Here is a 19,517-nt window from a genome sequence, read left to right as displayed (position 1 = left end):
ACCACAAAAACTGCTGATTTTATATTATTCCATATCTGTCTAAAGTGATTTTCTGTTAATTGCTTTATCTTTTCAGTGCATTTAACAATTTTGCTTCATTCACTTCTGATTGTTAGCGAACACTTGAATATCACGCAATTTAATCCGGCAAGGCATGCCGGTACATGGCCCTAAAAGCAAAAATAATATTTTAGGGCTTTGATTAATAATAATTTAAAGGAAATAATCATGAAGTTAAGAAAGTCTCTTCTTACCTGTGCAATCACCTTTGCACTCGGTTCAAGCTTTGCTGCTAACGCAAATACTGATGACAAAGCGCAGTCTAGCTCTGAGCTTGCTACTCAGGTAACAACTTTAGGTGTTAGCAACTCAATTATTCTAGATCAAGTATCTGTAACAGGTGTGGGTAATGAAGCAGTTATTACCCAGCAAGGCACTGGACAACGTGCAGAAACCGTCAGTATTGGTGACGGCAATATGGTTCAAGTTAACCAAGCACAAACATCTAACTTATCACTTATTTATAATACAGGTGATTTCAATGATGTTGTTCATACTCAGAATGGCACAATGAATGGCGCACTGTCTGAAACAGTAGGTAACGACAATGCTATTCGTGTTGAACAACAAGGTGCTGGCTTCTTTGGTATTAATAATGAAGCTATTAACACAGTTACAGGTGATGAAAATACAATTACTGTAACCCAAGGTGATGGGGGCCACTGGTTCTACAACTTCGATTTAGAAGGTAATAGCAACACAGTAAGCTCTGAGCAAGTTGGTTTATTAAATGAAGCTACATTTAATACTGTCATTGGTGATGACAACACGATTGAAGTAGCTCAAGAAGGCTTATTCAACGCCTTTACGTCAGATGAAATTGTCGGCAATGGCAACGACATTACAATTGACCAGACCGGTGCGTTTAACAGTGCAACATTAACTTCTGTTCGTGGTGATTACAACGAAGTTGAACTTGAGCAAGATGGCGACTCAAACACTGCGTTAATTGCTGAAGTTACAGGTAATGATAACGAAGTTAAATCAGACCAAGAAGGCAACAGCAATAGCTTTGAATCATCGGTATTAATTGGTGACGGCAATACGTTACTTGTTAATCAAAAGCAAGATGGGAATACTGCAGGCTTAGATGCAATTGGCAATGATAACGAGCTAACGGCATTCCAAAATGGTAACGGCAATGATGTATACCTTGGCGCAATTGGCAATGATAATGAATTTGTTGCAAACCAAATTGGTGATGCAAACAGTGCACATATTGCTAACTTCAATGGCAACGATAATAACGTTGATATTGCACAAGCAGGTGATGAAAACACGGTACTGGTTCAGTCTTCTTATCCAGATACATCGCTATCTTCAAATGATAATGATATTGCGATTAACCAAGAAGGTAATCTAAATGAAGCCGCACTAACGTTTGCAAGTGTGCTTGATAGCAACAATAACCAGGTTGCTTTCACACAAGTTGGTGAACTGAATGCGATTGACCTTATCATGGAAGGAAGTAGCAATTCAGTTGATATTAGCCAAACTGGTTCTGAAAACTTTGTTGCAGGCATTGGTGAAGGCGCATTCTTGTTAGGTGGTGAAGGTAATTCACTGGTCGTTGTCCAAGAAGGTAATGCTAACCTTGTAGAAGGCTCAATGATTGGCTCTAACAGCACGGTCGTTATCACTCAGCTAGGTGATGGCAATATCGCGACTGTAACCCAAGAATAATCATATTTAGGGGGAGCCTTGCTCCCTCATTTCGCTATGAAATTAAATAACTTTCTCCGCATATGTTGTATCTTGCTTGCAGCTCATAGTGCTGCTAGTTATGGCGAAGATCTCGAAATTGATGGTTTAGTACTCGATAGAAGCATTAGCCGATTTGGCCATCAATTTTATTTTGAGTTTGCCAATCTTTGGCGTGACTTACCTTCAACAGCTGGCTTTAATATCGAAATAAAAGAAACGGTATTACCTCGAGCGGGTACTCGCCTTGTTTTAAGAATGAACAACCAAATTGTGTACGTTACCTACCTAGGGCGTCGTTTAGAGCCATTAGATGAGCGTGTTAAACAAGCCATGTATAGCGTAATGGATGCAATGGCGCGTAACAAAATGCAGCAATCATCACCTGATATGGCAAAAAATGGATGGTAAAATGAAATACTTAACAACACTAATAATAATACTCTGCCCCCTCTACAGTTGGTCAACTGAACTCGTTTATACCCCTATAAATCCAAGTTTTGGTGGCAGTCCACTCAATGGCAGCATGTTGCTTAATAAAGCGCAATCCCAGAATAAACATAAAGCACCAACAATCGAACAAACTTATGGTGAAAAATTTCAAGACTCATTAGAGCGTACCTATTTAAATCGCATGGTTCGTGAGATCACCGATATGGCGTTTGGTGATGAAATCGACGACAGTATTTTTAACGGTGACTCTATCTTCATGACAGGTGATTATGAAATTCAGATCATTACCAGTACTAGCGATTCTATTACTGTAAGAATAACAAATACTTCTGATGGAACAATTACAGTTATTGAAGTACCGAGGTTTGGATAATGAGAAGTTTAATCTTAAGCACACTAATCGTAATTTTGTCGGGTTGTTCATCAATGGGCAATTTAATTCCACCGACAAAGCAACTCGCAAGTACACTAGAGCCAACAGAAACCTTTAAGGCATTGCAAGCACTTCCACAACCAGTGGGCAGCATTCCTGTTTCTGTGTATTCATTTCGCGACCAAACTGGGCAATACAAACCTCAAGCTAATGTCAGTTCGTTTTCTACCGCAGTGACCCAAGGCGCAAACTCTATTTTAGTGCAAGCATTACATGAATCAGATTGGTTTATTCCGGTAGAACGTGAAGGTCTACAAAATATTTTGACTGAGCGTAAAATTATTCGTGCCGCGCAAGCCGAAAACGACAAACTGCCTGAACTGCCACCGCTTACGACTGCAAAAATAATCTTAGAAGGCGGTATCATCAGCTACGATACTAATATTAAAACGGGCGGTATTGGGATGGAATACTTCGGGATTGGCGCATCAGAGTTATACCGTGAGGATGCAATCTCAATTTATTTACGCGCTGTCGATGTTCGCACAGGCCAAGTTTTGCTATCCGTTGCGACAAGCAAAAAAGTGCTCAGTCAAGAAATGCGCGCAGGGTTCTTTCGCTATGTCAGTTACAAGCGTTTAGCTGAAGCAGAAGCCGGTTTTACCGACAACGAGCCTATGAGCATCTGCGTAACTCAAGCAATAGAAAAAGCATTAAGTGATCTTGTACTAAAAGGTATTAACAAAGGTATTTGGGCTGCAAAAGCGGTCTAATTGAATTGTGGCGCTGACATCACAGCGTCACACACTTAAAATGAACTGCCGACTTTCGTCACCAAGAACTACTACTAACCATGCTAGAGCTAAGTACTGGGTAAAATCACTCTCCTTTAAACACAATACTTGCACCTTTGGATTATAATCACTGTGTATTTTGTAAAGACAAACTCACTGCCATGTAGCTTTGTGCCCAGTTAGCTAGTTCTACGCGATTACGTGATGATGTTTTCTTAAATGCGCTGTAAAGATGGGTTTTAACCGTATGATCGCTGATGTTTAAACGCTCTGCGATATCTCGATTACTCGCGCCTTGTGCAAGTAGATGAATCACTGATTTCTCGCGTTTAGTTAGTAAGCTGAGATCAATATCGTTATTTACCGAATCATTACTGGCACTAAATTGACTTCGAGACATAGCATAAAGCATGTGATTAAAGGTTGTAGAAATACTTTTACGACTAAAAAATAACTCACCATTGATCACTCTCACAAGCCCTGAAAAAATATCTTCAGGTGATTGCTCGGCAAAAAACACGCCTTTAATGCCATTTAAAAGTAGGTTCTTTTCACAGATGGCGTCAGCATCTGCATTAAAAATAACCACTGAGTTTTGCTTAGCAAGTTGTACTAATTCTGCTGGTAATAGGTCTTTCCAATCGGTGTTAGTGCTATCTATCAGATAAAGATCAAATTCGTCGCGCATCGCATCTTGGGGTAAGCTTGTATCTACTTTGACGCGGACAAAGAATGCATCAAGCATCTTGATTAAATATTGATAGCTTTGACTACGGTTTTGCAGTTTTGGTTGTGCTTTTAGAAAAACAGAAGTTGGTTGAATCATCTCATTTCTTCCTTGAAACATTTTATTCACAATACCCAATTTGGATACATGATTCAACCATTTATAATCCTTTATTTTAGTAATTTACAACATCACCAATCCATTTGGATGGCCAGACGCACGAGTTAACAAATTGTAAATAACCATACTCACATCTCCCCTTTTACAGTGAGTCATTGAGCAGTTTGTAAAAACGTGATGTTACGCCGTTCGTCCAACCAAACCCTTGTTGTACTGTGTATTCACCGCCACCAGCACGACTTACCAATTCACATACATTGTATTTTTCAAGAAGACACTTATCCTCAGCAAAACGCATTTCGATCATACTCAACCAATTTTTCATGACAGCTTCGGCTTCGCTGATAAAGCCATAGTCAAGCAAACCCTTAACAGCAAACCATTGCAGAGGTGCCCAGCCATTAGGGCTATCCCACTGCTGAGGAGTATTAGATAATGTTGTAACTAACCCTCCAGGTTTTAAAAAGTCACTCATTAGTTTCGTTTTTACTTGCTGAGCTTGCTGCTCAGATGCAGCACCGACAAATAAAGGTACAGCCATTGCCATAGAATCAATGGGACTTTGCTTATTTAAACGAATATTAAAGTCTCTATAAACGCCTTTATCATTGTCCCAACAATATTGATTAATTGCTTCTAGTCTAAATAATGCCAGTTCAGCAATTGCTCGACTTTTATGCTCTTTGTTAATTAAGCTGTAAAACCTTTCTAAGGTCTTTTCGAGGTTATAAACTAAACAATTTAAATCAATAGGTACTATATTTGTTGTTTCAATACTCTTCAAATCACTTGGCTCACTGAGCCAGCGACTGCTGAAATCCCACCCTGATTCACAGGCAGCACGAATATTCTGAAAGTAACTCAACTGCTGATCAGCTGAAAGATTTTGCGCATCATGCAAATCTTCTTTCAACGACTCTGGTCGTGGCGAGCGGGCGCTATCCCAATATCGATTTAAAATAGCCCCATCAGACATTTTAACGACACGCTTAGTAGCTTGTTTATCGTCAACTAACTCTTCACACCCTTTCATCCAAAACTGATATTCAGCTTCTAATGCCGCTATCGCATTTTCTAGCCAAGAAAAGTCTTTGCGTTGCTCATATTTAGCCTCCCATAATAGCGTGACCATCAAAGCTAAAACGGGCGGCTGAGACCGAGAGCTGTAATAAACTCTATTTCCATTTGGAATGCAGCCATTGCGCTTTTGCAAGTCAATAAAATTATTAACCATTGCTTCAATGGTTGCCAGGTCGCCTATGTCCTCAAGGCCTAATGCTGTAAAGTAACTATCCCAGTAGTAAATTTCTTGAAAACGTCCACCAGGAACAATGTAGTCAAACTGTAGAGGCATCAAAGAGCTTGATAAATCACTATCGGCACTGCGATGCAGGTGCGGCCATAGATCGAGTATATACTGGTTTACCGATGTCGTATTGAGTTTCGCCATTGGTATAGCTTGGTTGGCGAATGAAAAGTGCGACATAACAAACTCACGAAGCTTTTCACCTTGCAGAGGACCTACTAATTGGTATAACTCACTCGCACTCTGCCAAGATAAATTGGGGACTGCATCTGCAAATGTTTTAGAATCAGCAAAAATTTCTGCCATTTGCACATCTTTAAATAGCTGGCTATTAACAAAGTTCATAATCATTCCTTAATTGCCTGACGTGTCAGACCATTTTCTAAAACAAGCGTCGCTTTTTTAAACGCCGAAACACTTACTAACAACAGGACTATTGGCAGCAAAGTTAAATAAAAGGCGTGCTGGCCACTAAACTTATCGAACACAAAGCCCGTAATTATTGAACCCGTGGTGCCCCCTAAAGCCGAGAAAACAACGATTAAGCCAGTCATCGCAGCATGTTTATGCTTTTCTAAAGAACTCAGCATGACTGAGTTGAGTAAAGGGTAAATAGGTGCCATAAAAAAACCGACTAGAGGCAACATATATGCCGCAAAAGGCACATCAAAAATATTTTTTACTTGGCTGCCATCAACATCATGAGTAAGAGGTAAAACAAGTAAAATCAACAGCCCCATTGTAATCAGGCAAGTCAATAACATCTTGAACCAACTAATAAACCTAAGTACTTGCCCAGCAACCAAACGGCCAAGCGCTAACGCTGCAGCAAATAAACTAGCGAGCTGAATACTGACATCAACGGGGAGTTTTAAAACTTGATTGTTAAAGGTAGGCAGCCAGGTACCCACTCCTTGTTCAATTAAAACGTATAAAAAAGCACTAACTACAAAAATAAGCACTAAGGGTTGGTATGTTAATTTCAGCATATCTAAGAAAGCGTCTACTTGTGACTGTTTCTGGTTATGTAACTCAGGAGATTTAATTGGCGCTGTTAAAACAGTAAAGGTAGTCACTAAGACGATCGCTGCTAGCATGTAATAAACATTCAACCATTCGTTACTTTGGGGGTTATTAGCATCGATGAATAATGCAAAGATCCAGTAACCCGATAACACCCCAAGCATAAACACCCCTTCAATAGTGTTTAGCAAAGACGAATGTTTGTTCGCGTTATTAGAAAGTTGACCAATAATTGAGTAAACAGAGATTTTCACTACAGCGAAGCTACAACCAATTGCAGCAAATAATGCTTTTAGCACCCAAAATTCAGCAATGCTTGGCACCAATAAACAAAGAGCCGACACTAACAATAATGCACAGAGCATCGCGATTTTGTAGCCTATCCTTGGAATGAATGAAGCGACTAAAAAAGACATAATGGCAATGCTCAAATCCTTAAATCCCTCTAAAACAGAGGCATCCGTCTTGCTAACGTCCAGGCTATTAATTGCTTGTAAAATAACAGTGCCTACACTATTGAGCATAATTGCAAATACAAAATAGCTGCTTGCTAACGCTATGGTAATTCTTAATGAAGCCATTTAACTATACCGAAAGTAATTTTTACTCAGTCTAGTTGAGTGGAATTTCTTTTGCAAACGTTTGCAATAACAAAATACACAATTTATTCACAAAAAACCGAGCTCTATTTGCTAGATTGTCGATTTATCATTTCAATTTCAACAACTTGGGAGTTAACTTTTTGGCCTGCGAGTTGTGCAAGTAGTTTTTCAACCAAAATAATAGAGGCGCGCTGGGTATTTTGCTTAATAGTTGAAAGTGATGGATGACTAATATCAGCCATAGAAATGTCATCAAATCCGATAAGACCAACATCATTTGGTATGCTGATGTAGCGTTCTTTAAGGGCCTTCATAGCGCCAAGAGCGACCATATCACTACATGCCATAATCCCATCGAAACAAAGCCCCTTATCTACCAGTAACTGATTTATACCCTGATAGGCAGCTTTACTCGTGATATCGATAGACAGTACATTTGGTGTGGCTTTTGCCTTTGAAACTGCATCTAAGTAGCCTCTGTAGCGCTCACCAATTTCTGCGTGAGCAGGATCGCCCAAAAACAACACATTTTTTGCACCGTGCTCAAGTAAGCGTTCAGTGGCTAAACGGCCTCCCAAGTAATTATCACTACCAACTATAGGGTAATTACTTTCTGTTTTTGGATCTCCCCAAACAACCAATGGAACACCCGCATTTGCAGCTGCCTCAATATTCGCCTGGCTTTTACCTTGTCCGACAACAATCAAACCATCAGCCCGACGGCTGTTGATGAAATAATTGACCCAATCATCACTTGCCATAAATGAGTTAGAAAGTAACAGTTCGAGGCCATGCTTATTCAGTGCAAGGTTAATTTCGCCAACAAGTTTCAGTAAAAAAGGGTCATTAATTGATTGTTCTGTGTCACCATCAAGATTGATCATCACAGCAATCACATTGGTTTTTTGCGTTCGAAGACGGCTTGCAGCAGTATTCAGACTAAAGTTGTGTTTCTTCGCTAAACGCTGAAGCTTCTGCCTAGTTTCTAGTTTAATCAAAGGGTTATCATTAAGTGCTCTTGACACTGTCGAGGTAGATACACCTGCTAATTTAGCAAGATCAACTAATTTTAATTTTTTATCGTTCATGGCAGTAACACAGTAATCCTTAAACTGGGATAACAATATAGCATTTTTTTAAACAAACAACTGCTTAAAATTTTTTATTAAAAATCAATAACAAAACCAAGTTAACTGGAAGAAACCAAGAAAATTGTGAAAAACAGTAACAAAATTGTTTGCAAACGTTTGCATAAACTTCTATGGTTTAAATAGGCAAAGCATTAACAATTTTTTAAAATCTTGTTATGCAGTGTACTTAACAACAGATTAGTGGGAAAAAACTATGGCAACAAAACACACACGAACTGCAATTACATCCGCAATTCTTTTAGCAATGTCAGGCCAAACTGCTTTTGCTGAAGAGCAGACACAACAGGCAGCAGAAGAAAAAGTAGAACGCATTATTGTATCTGGTACACCAGGTGGTGTAGGTGTTCGCAAAATTGACGCTGGTTATGCCGTGACGAATATTGATGCTGACCAAATTGTTAAACTTTCACCTAAAAGCACCGCGGACTTGTTTAAAGCTGTACCTGGTGTTTGGGTAGAAAGCTCTGGTGGTGAATCAGGCGCGAACGTATTTGTACGTGGCTTTCCGGGTGGTGGTGATGCACCATTTTTAACAATTAGCATTGATGGCTCTCCTATCTACCCTGCTCCGACGCTCTCATTTTTAGAAAACTCTTCTATTTTCCGCCTTGATGAAACAATTGAGACAATGGAAGCACTTCGCGGTGGCCCTAACCCAGTTGTTTCAAACGGTCAGCCCGGTTTAACAACAAACTTCCGCTTAAAGCGCGGTAGCGAAGATACCGAAGCTATTTTTAAGTACACAACATCTGATTATGACCTACAACGTATTGATGCGATGGTAAGTGGTGAAATTTCTGAAGATTTTTACTACATGGTAGGTGGTTACGTTAAGAGTTCACCTGGTATTCGTGACGCAGGTTTTACCTCAGAAAAAGGCAATCAATTTACGATTAACCTTACAAAGGTGCTAGACAATGGCACCATCAACTTATACAGCCGTCATACCGATGATCACGGTGCGTGGTACTTACCTACGCCTTTAAATGTTGAAGGTATTGATGCTGGCTACACACAACTTGGCACTCTAAATCGTCAAGCAACTATATATACTGGCCCTAACAATGATGAACATCAAATTGACTTAGGTGAAGGGCGCGGTTGGAAAGGTCATGTATCTGGCGGTAGCATCAAGCTTGAATTTGATAATGGCTGGCAGTTTGTAGATCGCTTTAACTTTACTAAAGGTGATGCAAATACCTACGGCCTTGTTCCAGCAGGCTCTGCAACAACATTGGGTGAAGTAGCAACTAATGGTGAAACCGCAGCAGGTGCAGCAACAGGCACTGTTTATGATGCAGATACACCAGTACAACAACTTGGCCGTTGGGTTGTATTAAAAGAAATTAGTTCATTCACTAATGATCTTGCCTTTTCTAAAGACTTTGGTGATCTGTCTGCCGCATTCGGTTATTACACAGCAAGCACATCTGCAAACGACTGGTGGAGCTTAGGAAACGCTGCTTATCATGTACTTGAAGCTGGCGGTGAGATGTTAAATGACATTGAGTGTAATGCAAGTACTGAAGGTTGTGCATGGAACTACGATATTAACTCGACAGGTGATGCACGCACTAATGCGTTTTACTCAACAGCTCAGTATAAAATCAATGATGCATTCACACTTGATGCAGGTATTCGTTTTGAAAATCACGAAGTAGAATACACTGTAGATGAAGGCCTAGATGGTGTTATTACTAAATCTATCCAGTACGATGAAAGCAAAACATCATGGACAACAGGTATTAACTACTCAATTAATGATGATATGGGTGTATTTGCACGAGTTAACCGTGGTTATAAGATGCCTTATTTCGATGATTTTCGTGATAACTACGGCGCTTACCAAGGCGGCGAAAAGTTAATCAAAGAAGTGACACAGGCTGAATTCGGTTACAAGCTTTTGACCGATAGCACTGATTTTTATGCCACTTTATTCACGAATGAAGTAAAAGGTGACACTTTTGTTCGTCGTCCAGGCGCCCCTGCTGAAATTTTAACAAATGAAGCATACGGTATTGAGCTTGATTATAACTATAACCACGAATCTGGTTTCTCAGTTAACTTAAACTCAACACTGCAAGAAACTGAGATCACAGAAAGCCCGACCAACGAAAGCAACGAAAGCCAACGTCAGCCAAAATGGCAAGTACGTGTTACACCGAGCTATGACTTTGAAGTCAGCGGCATGTATGCAACTCTATACGGCACAATTTCAGCAGTTGATGATCGTTGGGGCGACAACGAAAATACTGTTACATTAGAAGGCTATGAAAAAGTTGACCTAGGTTTAATTGTTGAGCCTATGGAAGGTATTAAAATACAGTTAGCTATTGATAACTTAACTGATGAACAAGGCATTACCGAAGGTGATCCTCGTAATGCTGATGCACCAAATGGCCGTTATATTATGCCTCGCACCACGCGTTTAAGCGTAAGTTATGAGTTTTAAACTCTCCTAAAATCCCTTGGTTGTAAGTCAATCAATACCCAAGCCACAGTGTTTTACAACCTGTGGCTTTTTTGTATTTATACTTCCAAAAAAAGCTTATTAATTAAGTCTTTCTCTTGTTCATTAAGTTGTTCTTGCAACGCTCTAATAAAATCCATTGACGTTGCTGGTCGATTAGGAAACGCATATTTTTGCCATACTGATTTTAAAGCAGCCACAATCACAGCATCGCCAATTTCATTTCTAAGTTTTGCAAATACAAGAGTAGCTTTGGAATACTGATCGTAACTTTTTGATGAGTCTACCAACGCTTGCTTTGTCGAAATATCTAGCCGAGAAGCTTGTTGATATCGCTGAGTTTCATATTTGACTAATGCATCGACAGCCTTTTTTCCGTATCGTTTTTCAATCACCACAAGCTCTATATATTTAGCTAATGATTCAATCAAAAAAGCGCTATCTTCAGGAACACTATTGCCAATATCATGACCAAACCATTGATGAGCCGTTTCATGTACTGCACGGCGGTAGCGTTGATCAAAACCTGCGCCTTCACTTGGTTTAGCCCTAAAACCGACCTTATTATCAATCAACATGATTTCAGGTAATGCATACCCTGTCCCACCAAATCCTGTTGCGTCGATCAAACTGAGCTTTGAACCGTTGTACGCATTAAGATTATTATTAAACCAAAAAAGCGTGTCACTCATAGCTTGTAAGTTAACTTTTACGGCATCTTTATTAGCTTCTGTTGCACTTGATTTAGTAAAAACCTGTAACTTCACACCCTCATAAATTAACTCAGTTGCTGCAAATGGAAATGACAACCAAGCAGGTAAGTTGTTAATTGGCACTGTCGTCTGAAATTTAAAAACGGCTCTTTGCCCTTCAACAATATGCGCTATTTTCTTCCCCTGTGAAACGACCTGATAACCTAGGGCGGTGGTAACTTTGCTTTTCATGGTGATGCGTTCATAGTTATATGGTACTTGGTATGTTGCATTAAAAAGCTTTGAAGGCGGTGTTTTAACATAGAGTGGAAGCCCATAATCTAACCTTAACTGCTCGTCATCTAATTCATAGTTTCTTTGATACCCAAGCGTCGGTAATAGCGGAACTGAACGAATATAACTAAATTCAGGCGTTATGATTTGATGCCCTTGTGTAGGCCATAACTTGGCTTGCTTTACTACAAATTGCGTTTTAAGTTGCCTTGTTTCGAATGGCTGAAGTGCGGATTTAAACTCGTAAATAGCTTGGTTCATTGATGGATAAAATGCGACTTGCTCAGCTCCTTCTATTTTAATATCTGCCCATTGATAGAAGCCTGCACGACCTATCAATACCTGTTTTATTGGTTTTTTGTGAGGGTTAGTAAATGAGTAGGTTAAGTTAAATTGGGCTGACTGCTTATAAGGATAGAAATCTATTTCTGCATCGATATGACTCACTTTTGGCTGAGCTTTATGTTTCCAATCAGCAAACATTTTTTCATAATTTGCTTTAAATGTTTCTCGTTTATAAGAGTTACTTAATGGCTTTTCTGAAATTAAATTAGTATGTAGCTGCAAAAATAAATTGATAGCCAAAACTGCAGGTATTAACAGCCAAGCATCTTTATTTTTAAGTGCCCTACTGCCCATTCCTGTCCCGCGGTGATTAAAAGCCTGACTAACAAGCACAACACTAAGTAATAATACTAGCCACGCGCGGACATAAGGCCAGTAACTACTTAAACTTGCTCGATATCCCCAAAATTCATTAGCCGGCTGCAATGGTGTCCAAGCTACACTCCAAAACGTGTGTGTTAGCCCCAAATAAGTCATTACTGGGGTAAATTTAAGTAACAAAATGGCAAACACCACTAAAGAAGCAACAAGCTCTGAGCGCAATAAATTAAAAATACATACAAATATCGAAGCAATGATAGCTAGCGGCAGTCCCATTAAAGCTAAGGTATAAATAGCGTGATAAGCGTCAAAGTCACTGCCAATAAAAAGTTCAGCTAACGATGCACCAACAAAACCTATTAACGAAAAAACAAACACCAAACTCACTATTGCCAATAATTGGCTATGCAAAATCGAAGCAGTCTTAATAGGCGCTGCCGCAATTATCTCTGCTATTTTATAGTGCCTAGCATTACAACTAAGTTGCCAACTCCATAGAGCCATCAGTAAACAACCGAGCAATATATACATATCAAAGGCATATTGATTAACAGCATCAATGCTAGTTGCTTTAATAACACTCATTGGTTCTGCATACTGAGAAGAAGATGCAACACTATTAAATACTAACCCTAGCCATAAAAGTAACAGAATAAGAGTTATAGGTTGTTTTAATATATTTAAAATTGCAGCTTTATATAGCTCGAATAGAATCGAGCTTTGACGAAATGTAGGCTTTACCGTTTGAAATTGAGTGTAAGGCCTAAGGTCAGACTCAATACATTGTTGTTTGGGTTGCTTTATCCTTGCATATACTTGGGGGTGCGAGCCAACAGCATGAGTAAAAATAACAATTGCTAGAGTAAAACAAATAAAGCGATTAGTATAAAAAGGCGTATTTTGCGACTCGCTAAAACTTGCTATTACCGTTGTATAAGCAAATGGGTCTAACCAAATAAATAGCTGATAAAACGTTTCGTTTAGTACACTACTTCCTGCCAGAATTGGATTACCCGTTATACTCGCAGCGAACAAATAAGCAATCCAAACACTTGCAAAAGCGGCGTAGATAATCATTGAGCTTCGAAACCTTTGACAAAGCCAAAATGCCAAAGCAATAAGTAAAAAACAGTTTATGAGTAGAACAAAACCACTATAAAAAACTGTATAACCAAGTATTTGCCAACTAAATCCATTATTTTGAAAATGTACGTAACTCATAACCAACGTACTGCTTAATGAAACCATCATTAATAGACTTACAAAACCACCTATTCGAATATAGTTTTTTTGTTTTGAACTTACTGATGCAACAGCAATAATTTCGTCCATATGAAAGAGGTGGTCACGTAAGAAAATTGCTGGCGATAATGCTCCAACCAATAAAGCCAATTGCATCATGTGTAATGACACTAAATGCAATTGATACTGCTGTAATGGGTCAACATTACTTGTTGCAAGCCCTGAAGAAAGTGAAAATGCAAAACTTGGCGCAATAAGCAAGCATACCCAAACTATTGGTTGACGAAAAAGACACTTTAACTCATTGATTATTAGCACAATTCACCTCTTCGAGATTTTAGTTCAAAGAAGTACTTATCTTGTAATGATTCTGCCGCCAAAACAGCCCCTGTAGTTGGGCGCTCTGCGGCATAAACTCGAAAGACGGGCTCACCATATCGATAACTTTGGCTCAGTACTAAAGCATCTTTGGGCAGTGCGCGTGGCAAAGTTTTTAATACCCATACTTTACCTTTGAGTTGGTTTACTAAGGTATCGATATGGCCACTTTGGATCAGTTGACCACCTTTAATCATCGCCACAAAGTGACATTGGTTTTCTATGTCTTCCACAATGTGTGTTGAAAGCAAAATCAGTCGATTCTTACTCATTGAAACTAATAAGTTATTGAGACTCTCTCGCTCTGCCGGGTCAAGCCCAGCAGTAGGCTCATCTAAAATGATTAATTTAGGATCACCCAACAATGCTTGAGCAATACCAAAGCGTTGTTTCATTCCCCCAGAAAAGTGACTGACTCTTTTATTTGCATGCTGAGTTAAATTTAATGCAGTAAGCAGGTCATCAATCTGTTGCTTTGTCTTTTTAGATTCAAGCCCTTTTAATATGGCGATGTGTTCAAGTAATGCTCTACATCCCATATGTGGGTAAACACCAAATTGTTGTGGTAGATAACCAAGTTGCTTACGTAACTTGTCAGAGTCTTTTAATATATCTAAGCCACTAAACTGTATACGGCCAGAATTAATAGTTTGCAGGCATGCAAGAGTTCTCATCAAACTAGACTTGCCAGCGCCATTTGGCCCCAGCAACCCTACCATGCCGCTGGGTAACTCAATGGTTATATCGTTAAGTGCTTGAGTTCCATCAGGGTATGTTTTCGAAATATGCTCAAGTGTTAGCATTTATTGGCTCCTTAATTAGCACAAATCTAGATTAAGGAATGGCAAAGCTCGCTGCTACGAAGTAATGATCAATGAGTCAAGTTTGATGATGAAAGCAAAAATTCTTATTTCGTCATCAAAAAAAGAACTTTCATCAAGATGTGGATGAATAAAGAAATAAAAACGTTAAGCTAAATCCATTATAACGCTTAATCAGAGTATTACTCCCTCAGTTTCCACATTATTTAGAAATTAGGGTAATATATAAATGTTCGAAAAAACAACAGTGTACGTTGCAAAAATAAAAACTGAACGGAGTAGATTTTGCTGGCAGCTATTAGCTATCTATCATCACCTAAAAACACAAAAAACATGGTTGCTCTACTACCATTAATCGCTGCGATACTACTTGAAAGTCATATTCGCTATCTTTCGCTGAGAATTGATTCACCCAGTACTTATCTAACAGTAAATTTACAGCTAATATTTGAGTGTATCCCTTTCTTAATCGCTCACTGGATGGCATCACAGCATTCTTCAAAGCAGGCTTCAATATGGTGGTTATCTGGGTTTATTGGTTACCCAATACTCATTTATCTGTTAAGCAACAGCTTGCCACTTTATGATAAATGGCACTACTTACAAGAGCAATGTTGGTTACTGTGCAGTCTAGCAAGTTTACTTTGGCTTTCATCCCAACGCTTTAAGAAGAACCAAAAATCCAAATTAACCAGTTGGATGAGCTCTTTGTTTACATTAAATAAAGTTGTTTTTGTTATATGTTTTGGCTGGGCCTTTGTCATGGCTGGCATACTCAACAGCCATAACGAACCTTTGCTAAATCAACCCTTTGCATTGATATTTGATACTCAAAAGCTACTTACAAACTATAATCAATTTATTTGGTATTTTTCTCAGCTTTTGGTCTACGCAATTATTGTACACGGCACTTTTTTATTTAATCGTTACATTTTAATACGTCAATTCTTAGCCAAGCATGGAGTGCTCATTTTTGTATCTGCATGCTTAATTAGCATGGTTGTTTTAACACCATTACTTGCCGCTATTGTGCTTACATTGCCTGTTAATGACTTACCCTCAAATGTTGCCAATCTAACTCCGGGAGGCAACCTAGACATTATCAATAAGTACAATTATCAGTTTATGTTTTTATTTTTAAGTATCTCTACACCCATTATCTTGGCGTTTGAACGCCAGCAGCACCACCATAAATTAGAAGAAATTGCCAAACAGCAAATAAAAACAGAACTAAAGCTATTACAGCAGCAAATTAATCCGCACTTTTTATTTAATACTTTAAATAACTTATATGCACTTGCATTAACAAAATCAGAAAAGACACCTGAATTGGTATTACAGCTGGCTGACTTACTGAGATACACCGTCTATGAAGGGCAAAAACCATTCGTTCTACTCGAAAAAGAGCTAAATTACATTAAAAACTTTCTTGAGCTTCACAAGATAAGGCATGCAAATAACTGTAGATTTAACCTAGCATGGCCTGAAACTAGTCACCCTCTTTCTATAGCGCCACTGCTTCTTATTATTTTAATCGAAAACACCATAAAGTACGGTGTTGAACACGCACAAGAAAACGCTGAAGTAACGATAAAACTAACCTTAAATGGCAACGTTTTAACGTTATATTGCGAAAATAGCATTCCTCGCAAAAACAATAATGATAATTCAGGCATGGGGCTAAACAATTTAAAGCGCCGTTTAGAGCTTCTATATCCAGAAAAACATACTTTATTAGTGCATAATAACAATGGACTTTGGCAAACCACCCTCTCTTTGGAACTATCAAATGATTAAAGCAATTATTGTTGATGATGAACCACTTGCTCATCAAGTAATTCTTCATCATTTAGAGTCGTATTCAGATATCAAAGTAGTTTCTCAGCATTTCAGCGCAAAAGATGCTTTGTACCAATTAGCAAAATCAACTATTGAAGTCGTTTTTTTAGATATAAACATGCCAGAGTTGTCAGGGTTAGAACTCATTCAATCACTCGCTAACCCGCCTCAAATTATCATTGTGAGTGCTTATGAAGAATATGCACTCGCAGGTTACGAGCTAAATGTTACTGATTATTTACTCAAACCTGTATCTGCACAACGTTTACAGCAAGCAATAAATAAAGTCCGTGAACGTATTTCCCAAACGCCGAAAAGTAAAACAATCACCCTAAAAGTAGATCGCGAAAAACGCAAGTTTAGCTTAGATACAATTGAATACATTGAAGCGTATGGAAATTATGTAAAAGTACACCAAGAAGACCAAACGATCCTCGCAACAACAACCCTAAAACAGATCTTAGAGCAGCTATTAGGCTCATTCACTCAAATCCATAAATCATACATGGTGAATAACAGCAGAGTCATAGCCGTTACGAACGAACATGTAGAGCTAGATACTGGTGATAAGATAAAAATTGGTAAATCATTTAAAGAACACAGCAAAGTTTTACTTTAGAGACAACTTCTCAAGTGATCTACAAGTGTCTTATGCTGTGAGCTTGGCCAATGAACGCCTTCTGAAGAACATGGTGTTATTAATTCAAAGCAGTTAACGAAACAGCAGTTGTTGCTGTCAGCAACATTTTTAAACTCTTCCACTAACCGTTTTGCTTTTAGCTCTGCTCCTGCATAAATAGATTTATACGCGCCAACCTCATACACCGCTGGCGGGCTCAAAATTATTATTTTGGGTAATTCACGGTGCCGATAATAGTTTTTTATATCTAAAATAAGTGCTTCTAGTGCGTTGGCAATATCAACAACCGACAGCGCAAAACGGCGCTTTAAATCATTCGTGCCGAGCTGAATAACAATCACATCTAAATGATAAGCCGCTAAGTAGGGTTCTAAGTATTTAATGCCCAGTTTATCGCCACTGAAAGGCGGGTCGTTCACCAGTGTACGATTAGGCTGGCCGGCTTCAATAACTTGATAGCCGGCACCTAATTTAATACCCAGTAAACTAGGCCAGCGCTCATCGGCAGCAAAGCGCTTACCATCGACGGGCGAAATACCATAGGTATTTGAATCACCAAAACATAAGATATTCATTAGAATGGATTCAATGTGTAACCTTGCTGCTGCAACTGTGCATGCGCCGTCATTGCTGATAATGCCATTTGCACACCAGGAATAAGCTGCTGCTGTTTTACCTTCATGTGCGTTGCAGACTGCCCACACACATACACAACGGTATTATGTGCCAACAATTGTGAGATCAATTGCTGATTTTTATTATCGCTGTCAAAGCGCTGTTTATAAAAACTGTTTTCCAGTACATCAACACTCGCGCCACCATGCACAACTAAAGCGAGTTGAATGTTCTCAGGCTTCACACCATGGGCTATATGCATATTAATGAACCGTGCTAATGAGTTCATTTTATTATTCTGCGCCCCTTTTTCTGCCGCATCAGCTACATCAAATGCCACTTTGAAAACCGTTTGATCAAAGATTGGTGCATGGTTTGGCACATCATAATAAAAACCAAAACCTTTGATAGCAGGCTCAGCTTGCTCTGCATAACTAAACGAAGATAATAAGGCTAAAGATAAACCTAACAGTGTTGATTTCATAAAAGTTCCTGTTGTTTTTTACTCTAGCCTACCTTGTTTAAACCCGTTTAACTAGCATCAATATGTTGGTGCGCTTTAAAGGTCATGCCTAAGTAATTAAAGGTGTTTTTAAACATCTCGATAAACGCGTTAGGTGCCTGAGCAGATCCTGCATTTGAGAGCAATGAAAACTGCTTTTCACGCAGTGTTCTCAGTTTTGGCCTGAGAGTTTCATCATCCATGTAATCAGTGATCCGGTCTAAAAACGCTTTAAACTGCGGTGTGGTGTTATACCAATACACTGGCGATGCCAATACCCAGTGTTGATAATTCAACAGCGCTTCAAATACCGCATAAAAGTCATCATTTTTATATTGCTTATCGTAGCAATAAGGCGAGATAACATAATCATCTAGACATACCAGATCACCACCATATTGTGCTTTATAATCAATAACTTGCAAGCTCGTGCTACCCTTTTTTCGTGCACTTGAATAAATAATTACCGTATTTGTTATTGGTTTTTGTTGCATGACTATCACTCCTTTTTTATGATGTGCGCAGCGTAAAACCTCAAGCTAACTTTAGGTCAACACCTTGGAGCAAATTATGTCAGATAAGAAACTTATTGATGCAAACCTAGCGGTTGGCTTTGTAGCAAAACGCAGTGGCGTAAAAGTTTCGACCTTGCATTTTTATGAGTCGAAAGGGCTTATTCGCAGCTGGCGTAATAACGGTAACCAGCGCCGCTATAAACCCGATGTTTTGCGCCGAATTGCCGTAATAAAAGCTGCGCAAACCATGGGCATAACTCTTGAAGACATTAAACAAACTTTAGGCACCCTACCCGAGCAACGCACACCCACTAAACAAGATTGGGCAGCTCTTTCAAAAGTCTGGCAAACACAATTAGATGAACGAATTCAATACATGCAACGATTACGCGAGCGCGTTAATGGTTGCATTGGCTGCGGCTGTTTATCAATGGCCAAATGCCCTATCTACAACAAAGATGATTATTTAGGTGAAGAGCACAGCGGCGCTGTGCTGTTAGAAAGAGAATAAAGTTTATAAATAAAACAGCTGT

The 19,517-nt window shown here is 39.0% G+C and carries 17 protein-coding genes; 8 read left to right on the top strand and 9 right to left on the bottom strand.

Going from position 1 to position 19,517, the window contains the following annotated elements; genetic code table 11:
- The first annotated feature begins 228 nt into the window (after positions 1-228).
- The 4 genes from BIZ38_RS01905 to BIZ38_RS01890 are packed head-to-tail and all read left to right on the top strand — an operon-like array spanning position 229 to position 3,360.
- Complete coding sequence (locus BIZ38_RS01905) at positions 229-1,743, top strand: curlin (RefSeq protein WP_187489416.1); 1,515 nt, start codon at positions 229-231, stop codon at positions 1,741-1,743.
- Positions 1,744-1,779: 36 nt separating this feature from the next.
- Entirely contained in the window at positions 1,780-2,172 is a 393-nt protein-coding gene (locus tag BIZ38_RS01900; protein WP_138599254.1) for a curli production assembly/transport protein CsgE, read from the top strand.
- 1 nt (position 2,173) lies between these two features.
- The gene (locus BIZ38_RS01895; protein ID WP_249362616.1) at positions 2,174-2,587 is read left to right on the top strand and encodes a curli assembly protein CsgF; all 414 of its coding nucleotides are present in this window, start codon (positions 2,174-2,176) and stop codon (positions 2,585-2,587) included.
- Entirely contained in the window at positions 2,587-3,360 is a 774-nt protein-coding gene (locus BIZ38_RS01890; protein WP_187489415.1) for a CsgG/HfaB family protein, read from the top strand. The genes BIZ38_RS01895 and BIZ38_RS01890 overlap by 1 nt, the downstream gene beginning before the upstream one ends.
- 148 nt (positions 3,361-3,508) lie before the next feature.
- On the opposite strand, the gene BIZ38_RS01885 is transcribed toward BIZ38_RS01890, so the two are convergent.
- The 4 genes from BIZ38_RS01885 to BIZ38_RS01870 form a co-directional block, all read right to left on the bottom strand.
- Positions 3,509-4,207 (bottom strand): helix-turn-helix transcriptional regulator, encoded by a 699-nt coding sequence (locus BIZ38_RS01885; RefSeq protein WP_054554015.1) that lies wholly within the window; start codon positions 4,205-4,207, stop codon positions 3,509-3,511.
- Positions 4,208-4,370: 163 nt separating this feature from the next.
- A complete protein-coding gene (locus tag BIZ38_RS01880; protein WP_138599239.1) occupies positions 4,371-5,879 on the bottom strand; it encodes a trehalase family glycosidase in 1,509 nt (502 codons plus the stop codon).
- A gap of 2 nt (positions 5,880-5,881) precedes the next feature.
- Positions 5,882-7,138, bottom strand: coding sequence for an MFS transporter (locus tag BIZ38_RS01875; RefSeq protein WP_187489414.1), 1,257 nt, complete (start codon positions 7,136-7,138; stop codon positions 5,882-5,884).
- 104 nt (positions 7,139-7,242) lie between these two features.
- Positions 7,243-8,247 carry a LacI family DNA-binding transcriptional regulator gene (locus BIZ38_RS01870; RefSeq protein WP_054554018.1) on the bottom strand — a complete coding sequence of 335 codons (1,005 nt, stop codon included), beginning with the start codon at positions 8,245-8,247 and terminating at the stop codon, positions 7,243-7,245.
- Between the two features lie 256 nt (positions 8,248-8,503).
- Here BIZ38_RS01870 and BIZ38_RS01865 point away from each other — a divergent pair, with 256 nt between their 5' ends.
- A complete protein-coding gene (locus BIZ38_RS01865; RefSeq protein ID WP_187489413.1) occupies positions 8,504-10,762 on the top strand; it encodes a TonB-dependent receptor in 2,259 nt (752 codons plus the stop codon).
- Positions 10,763-10,839: 77 nt separating this feature from the next.
- Here BIZ38_RS01865 and BIZ38_RS01860 read toward each other — a convergent pair whose 3' ends face one another.
- The gene (locus tag BIZ38_RS01860; RefSeq protein ID WP_187489412.1) at positions 10,840-13,992 is read right to left on the bottom strand and encodes a M1 family aminopeptidase; all 3,153 of its coding nucleotides are present in this window, start codon (positions 13,990-13,992) and stop codon (positions 10,840-10,842) included.
- Positions 13,986-14,855 (bottom strand): ABC transporter ATP-binding protein, encoded by an 870-nt coding sequence (locus BIZ38_RS01855; protein WP_187489411.1) that lies wholly within the window; start codon positions 14,853-14,855, stop codon positions 13,986-13,988. Before BIZ38_RS01855 ends, BIZ38_RS01860 begins: the two co-directional genes overlap by 7 nt.
- Before the next feature lie 303 nt (positions 14,856-15,158).
- Here BIZ38_RS01855 and BIZ38_RS01850 point away from each other — a divergent pair, with 303 nt between their 5' ends.
- Together BIZ38_RS01850 and BIZ38_RS01845 are read left to right on the top strand one after the other, a co-directional pair.
- On the top strand, positions 15,159-16,670 hold the full coding sequence (locus BIZ38_RS01850; protein WP_262387540.1) for a sensor histidine kinase: 1,512 nt from the start codon (positions 15,159-15,161) through the stop codon (positions 16,668-16,670).
- On the top strand, positions 16,663-17,331 hold the full coding sequence (locus BIZ38_RS01845) for a LytR/AlgR family response regulator transcription factor (RefSeq protein WP_187489410.1): 669 nt from the start codon (positions 16,663-16,665) through the stop codon (positions 17,329-17,331). The genes BIZ38_RS01850 and BIZ38_RS01845 overlap by 8 nt, the downstream gene beginning before the upstream one ends.
- Here BIZ38_RS01845 and BIZ38_RS01840 read toward each other — a convergent pair.
- From BIZ38_RS01840 to BIZ38_RS01830, 3 genes are read right to left on the bottom strand one after another with little or no spacing between them, the layout of a single operon-like run.
- Positions 17,328-17,927 (bottom strand): SGNH/GDSL hydrolase family protein, encoded by a 600-nt coding sequence (locus tag BIZ38_RS01840; protein ID WP_138599233.1) that lies wholly within the window; start codon positions 17,925-17,927, stop codon positions 17,328-17,330. The genes BIZ38_RS01845 and BIZ38_RS01840 overlap by 4 nt on opposite strands.
- Entirely contained in the window at positions 17,927-18,451 is a 525-nt protein-coding gene (locus BIZ38_RS01835; protein ID WP_187489409.1) for a DsrE family protein, read from the bottom strand. Before BIZ38_RS01835 ends, BIZ38_RS01840 begins: the two co-directional genes overlap by 1 nt.
- Before the next feature lie 47 nt (positions 18,452-18,498).
- Positions 18,499-18,963 (bottom strand): flavodoxin family protein, encoded by a 465-nt coding sequence (locus BIZ38_RS01830; protein ID WP_187489408.1) that lies wholly within the window; start codon positions 18,961-18,963, stop codon positions 18,499-18,501.
- Between the two features lie 76 nt (positions 18,964-19,039).
- Between BIZ38_RS01830 and soxR the strand changes: the two genes are divergently transcribed.
- Positions 19,040-19,495 carry a redox-sensitive transcriptional activator SoxR gene (soxR, locus tag BIZ38_RS01825; protein ID WP_063701340.1) on the top strand — a complete coding sequence of 152 codons (456 nt, stop codon included), beginning with the start codon at positions 19,040-19,042 and terminating at the stop codon, positions 19,493-19,495.
- The last annotated feature ends 22 nt before the right edge of the window (positions 19,496-19,517 follow it).

The sequence above is a fragment of the Pseudoalteromonas sp. BZK2 genome (assembly GCF_014349195.1).
Lineage (GTDB): Bacteria > Pseudomonadota > Gammaproteobacteria > Enterobacterales > Alteromonadaceae > Pseudoalteromonas > Pseudoalteromonas simplex.
The sequence above is the reverse complement of the archived record's forward strand: the minus strand, read 5'-3'. Positions and strand labels throughout refer to the sequence as shown.